The sequence below is a fragment of the Kitasatospora sp. NPDC048296 genome (assembly GCF_043201815.1).
Lineage (GTDB): Bacteria > Actinomycetota > Actinomycetes > Streptomycetales > Streptomycetaceae > Kitasatospora.
In genome coordinates, this window is record NZ_JBICZB010000151.1 from 1 (window position 1) to 4,714 (window position 4,714).

Genomic DNA, 4,714 nt, shown 5'->3' on the forward strand with positions numbered 1-4,714 from the left:
TAGAGAAACGCCCTCCAGGCGGACACACGCACGTCCGCCCAGGTCAGACCCCGGATTCGCAGCTCCAGGCCGCGGAATTATGTCGAACGCGGGCCTTCCGGCGTGGTCCGGCGGCGTCAGGGCGGGAGAACGATCTCACGCCGTGTGTGATCTCGCCCGCCCAGGCCTCAGCGGTTCACTCTCCGGAGCTCGGGCCGTCGACAAGTACGCCGGTCAGTCGGCGGCGGTCAGGCTTCGCAGTTGGGCGAACGACCGGCGGATGGCGTCGCGCAGGTCGAGGCCGTCGGCGGCATCGGCCCATCGCTGGAAGGCGACCCGGTACACCGCGGAGCCGGCCTCGGCGGCCAAGCTGGCCTCGGCGTCGCCGATGCCTCGCCGGCGGAGCCCGTCGGCGACTACGGCCGACAGGTGCGCGAGCTTGATCAACTCGCGCTCCCGTAGATCGGGGTTCGCCATGATCACCGCATGCCGCTTCCGCGCGAACTCGCGGTCGTGTCCGATGACGTCGACTACGGCGTCGAGCGCGGTCGCGACGAGATCCAGCGTCGACGCCGTGGCAGGCGCCGCCTCCAGCGCAGCCAGCGACCTCTCCTCCAACTCGACCGAAGCCCCGAAGAGGACCTCGCGCTTGTCGGCGAAGTGGCGGAAGAAGGTGCGGGCGGTCACGCCGGCCCGCTCGGCGATGTCGGCCACCATGGTCTGCTCGAAGCCGCGTTCCAGATACAGGTCCAGCGCAGCTTCACGCAGTCGACCACCTGCTCCAGGTTCCCATCGTCCCATGCGGCGAGTTTAGTGCCGCCATACGCCGTCTCCCGCAGTGATGTCATCAAGTGACATCGGCATGGTACGGTGATGTCATCAGATGACATCACCGTACGGAGGTGTTCACCATGACCACGATGAAGCGCATCCAGTACCACCGGTACGGCGGTCCCGAGGTGATGCAGTTCGAGGACTTCCAGCCGGGGCGACCCGGACCCGGCGAGGTGCTGGTCCGCGTGAAGGCGGCGGCCGCGAACCCGATGGACTGGAAGATCCGCAACGGCGAGTTGAAGATCATGACCGGCCGAAAGTTCCCGCGCGGCCTGGGGCACGACTTCGCAGGCGTCGTGGCAGCGGTCGGCGATGGCGTCAGCCGGCTCGGCGTCGGCGACGAAGTGCTCGGCGGGGCAAGCGTGAAGGCGGCGGGAGCGTTCGCCGAGATGGTCGTCGCCGAGGAGACGGCGGTCGTGCCGAAGCCGGCGAGTCTCTCCTGGGCAGAGGCCGCCGCGATCCCCATCGTCGGGCTCACCGCCTTCCAGGCCATGGTCAGCACGAGCAGGGTGCACACCGGTCAGGCCGTGTTCGTCCACGGCTGCCTCGGCGGAGTCGGCCGAGCCGCCGCACAGCTCGCTCTGGCGCACGGCGCCACCGTGGGAGGCAGCTGCCGCGACACCGCCGTGCAGGAGGCGCACGACCTCGGAATCGACCCGGTCGTGGACTTCGACTTCGACGCGACGAAACTCGCGGGGCGATTCGACGTCGTGTTCGACACGGCCGGCACGCTGCCGATCAGGACCGCGAAGGCATTGCTCAGGCCAGATGGTCGCATCATCGACATCAACCCCACACTCGCGAAGTTCGTTCGAGGCACCCTGCCGGGACCGTTTCGAGTGCTGATCGGGAAGGCCGTCACGGCCGACCTCGACGCGGTCGCGCGGGCGGCCGGCGCGGGGGTACTGCGACTGCCTGTTGCCCGCACCGTGCCACTCGACGAGGCGATCGCAGCGCTCACGGAGCTTGAACGCAACCGCACCCCCAAGGGCGGCAAGCTCATCATCACGACGGGGTGACCATCGCGTCGTTCGAATCCAGATAAGTGTGATCGTCCAGCCCCGATTTCACATTTCGCAGTGAAGTTTGGTGCTGGTGACGCCTGCCCTGCTCACGGCGGGCTCGTGGCCCTTGCGCCCCACAATCCGCCATGCCCGTCGTTGTCGGGAAAGCGCGCAACCTCCCGGCATTCGCCAGCCGACATTTCTGCCGACCCGGTCCCGCGTAATGACAGCGCCTATCGCTACCGAGCGCGGGCCGGGCGCCCGCTCTCCCCGGCGATGCCTTCCCTCGCCGACGGCCTCGCCCGCGCCAGCAGCGTCGGGTTCGCACCCCGGAACACCGGTGCCGGGTCAAGTGTGTGCGTGCCGCAGGGCACGGCCGCGCAGGCCAGGCATCGGAGCCGGATGCGGTTAACGCCGCCCGTCCGGTTCTGAGGGGGGGTGCGGCGCAGCAATGCGCCGCACCCACCCGACAAGTGGGGAGCGCGGTGTTGGCGTCGGGGCTGAGGCGGATGCGGTAGCCCTGGTTGCGGAAGTTGGGGCTGGGGTCCTTCTCCTGGACCGAGACGCTGAGGCCCGCACGGTGGAGCCCCTGTGCGAGAGCGAGGCCGCCCAGGCCGCCCCCGGCGATGACGACGTGCAGATGCGACACGACCGTGTCCCTTCTCGATGGTGAACGAAAAGGGACGCACAGGAGATGCCCAGTGGCACCGTACGAGCGAGCAACCGCCATCCGGACTACCTACCGGACCGCGACTTTCGTACGTCCGTCGACGACGGTGGCAACCAACGACCACCTGTGGTCAACCCCCGACCGGGGCAGGTTCGTTGTCAGGCTGCGAGGCGTGCGCCGCCGTGCTGGATGCCGCGGCTTCTCAGCGGGCGTCCGAGTAGCTGACCAGAACCCGGTCCCCAAGGTGCTCGCTGAGGTAGCCGGAATCGGCCAGCAGTGCCGCCACCCGCAGGGCGAACTGGAAGTGCCGGGAGCGCACGGCGGCGGCGCCGCGTGCGTGGGCGGAACCGGCGATGCCGTTGCGGGGCGGCTCGGCTGCGGCGTCACCCGCGCCTGACTGCCAGGAAACCGTCACACCGTGGGCCTGGCACGCCACCTTCGCGCCGCCGCCACGGCCGGCTTCGTCGGCGAGGGGGAAGCCCGCCTCACGCAGCGTGGCGGCGATCGGGCCGAGCAGAGCGCGATGGTCAGACATGCATTCGACTCTAGCTGGTGAACTCCATATGAACGAATAGTGAACACGCGAAGTGGGCCTCGCGGGCGGCACTGCAAGGGCAGTCGTCATGCGGCACGCTCGGTCGATGCGCGGTCGACACGCAGCGACGGGCACCTCAGCCGTGGCTGCGGACCGCGGCGAGGCAGTCCTCGTAGAGGACGGCCAGGTCGAGCCGGCCCTCATGGGCGGCCCACAGCTCGGTCGCCGTGTCGACGCAGGCAAAGACGGTCGCGACGATCGCCCGCGCGTGCAGGTCGGCGGCCGGACCGGAGGCGGCACCCAGCCGGGCCCGGATGACCGGGACGAGTTCGGACTGCCAGCGCAGTCGCTTCTCGACGTAGCGGGCCCGAAGCGACGGCGTCTCGAAGATCAGGCGGGAGAGCTCCAGTACCCGGTCCGGGGTGTGGTTGGCGGTGAGGATGGCCTCGAAGCCAGCCCGCAGCGCGTCCCAGGCGGACATCTCGGCCGGCTGCCGCGCGACGGTCTGCTTCAGCAGCTCGCCGAGCGCGTCCTGGTCGCCGCAGACCAGGTCCTCCTTGGTGCCGAAGTAGCGGAACAGCGAGCGCTGCGAGATGCCCGCCTCCCGCGCTATCTGCGCGATCGTCGTCTGCTCGTAGCCCTGCTCGGCGAAGAGCCGAACCGCCGTGTCCAGGATCTCGCGGACGGCGGCCTGACGGGATCGGTCCCACAAGGTCGTCATGGCGGCCAAGACTACCCCGCTCTGGACAGCAACCGCCTACCTGGCATTAACTGCCAGGTAGGCAGTCACTGCAAACCAGAGGAGTTCTCATGACAGCCGTCGATTACCGCGGCCAGACCACACTGATCACCGGCGCCAGCGCCGGCATCGGCGCCGAATTCGCCCGCCAGCTCGCCGCCCGCGGCTCCGACCTCGTCCTGGTCGCGCGCCGCAGGGAACGCCTGGAGGAACTGGCAGCCGAACTGCGCGCACAGCACGACGTGGAGGTGCACGTGATCGCGATAGACCTGGCCACCGACAACCCAGGCCAGGCACTGGCCGAGCGGCTGGAGCAGCTCGGGCTGCGCGTCACCAGCCTGATCAACAACGCCGGATTCGGCTCCTTCGGCCCCTTCCACCAGGCGGAGCCGGAACGCCTGCGCCGGGAGATCGCCGTCGACGTGACCGCGGTCGCCGACATCAGCCGCGCCTTCATCGAGCAACTGCGCACGGCCGGGCGCGGCGTGCTGGTCAACGTGGCGAGCATGGCCGCCTACCAGCCCAACCCCCGAATGGCGCTGTACGGGGCGAGCAAGGCGTTCGTGCTGAGCCTGACCGAGGCACTGTGGGAGGAGTCGCGCGGCACCGGCCTGCGTGTGCTGGCCCTGTCCCCGGGCGCGACACGCACCGAGTTCTTCGAGGTCGTGGGCACCGACCGGGCCGCCGGCGGAACCCGACTCGCCGCACCCGCCGACGTCGTGAGCACCGCCCTGGCCACCCTGGACCGCAGGAACCCCCCGCCCAGCGTCATCGTGGGCCGCACGAACCGGATGATGGCCGTCCTCGCCCGCCGCCTGGCCACCCGACGACAGGTCATCCGCGCAGTGGGCCGCCTCACCGCCTAGGAGCGTGGGTCAGTAAGCGGCAACCCGCGTGTGGCTTGTGATCATTCGTACGAGATGATCCTGGTATGCGTGATCAGGAGGGGTTGT

General features: G+C 69.5%; 5 protein-coding genes. 2 read left to right on the plus strand and 3 right to left on the minus strand.

Going from position 1 to position 4,714, the window contains the following annotated elements; all coding sequences use genetic code 11:
• Positions 1 to 213: 213 nt before the first annotated feature.
• Complete coding sequence (locus ACGF12_RS37850) at positions 214 to 780, minus strand: TetR family transcriptional regulator (RefSeq protein WP_393040979.1); 567 nt, start codon at positions 778 to 780, stop codon at positions 214 to 216.
• Between the two features lie 110 nt (positions 781 to 890).
• On the opposite strand from ACGF12_RS37850, the gene ACGF12_RS37855 reads away from it, so the two are divergent.
• The gene (locus ACGF12_RS37855) at positions 891 to 1,832 is read left to right on the plus strand and encodes an NADP-dependent oxidoreductase (protein ID WP_393040982.1); all 942 of its coding nucleotides are present in this window, start codon (positions 891 to 893) and stop codon (positions 1,830 to 1,832) included.
• A gap of 857 nt (positions 1,833 to 2,689) precedes the next feature.
• Here ACGF12_RS37855 and ACGF12_RS37860 read toward each other — a convergent pair.
• Entirely contained in the window at positions 2,690 to 3,022 is a 333-nt protein-coding gene (locus tag ACGF12_RS37860; RefSeq protein ID WP_393040985.1) for a hypothetical protein, read from the minus strand.
• 136 nt (positions 3,023 to 3,158) lie between these two features.
• Positions 3,159 to 3,743 carry a TetR/AcrR family transcriptional regulator gene (locus ACGF12_RS37865; protein WP_393040988.1) on the minus strand — a complete coding sequence of 195 codons (585 nt, stop codon included), beginning with the start codon at positions 3,741 to 3,743 and terminating at the stop codon, positions 3,159 to 3,161.
• Between the two features lie 89 nt (positions 3,744 to 3,832).
• Here ACGF12_RS37865 and ACGF12_RS37870 point away from each other — a divergent pair, with 89 nt between their 5' ends.
• Complete coding sequence (locus ACGF12_RS37870; protein WP_393040991.1) at positions 3,833 to 4,627, plus strand: SDR family NAD(P)-dependent oxidoreductase; 795 nt, start codon at positions 3,833 to 3,835, stop codon at positions 4,625 to 4,627.
• Positions 4,628 to 4,714 lie beyond the last annotated feature (87 nt).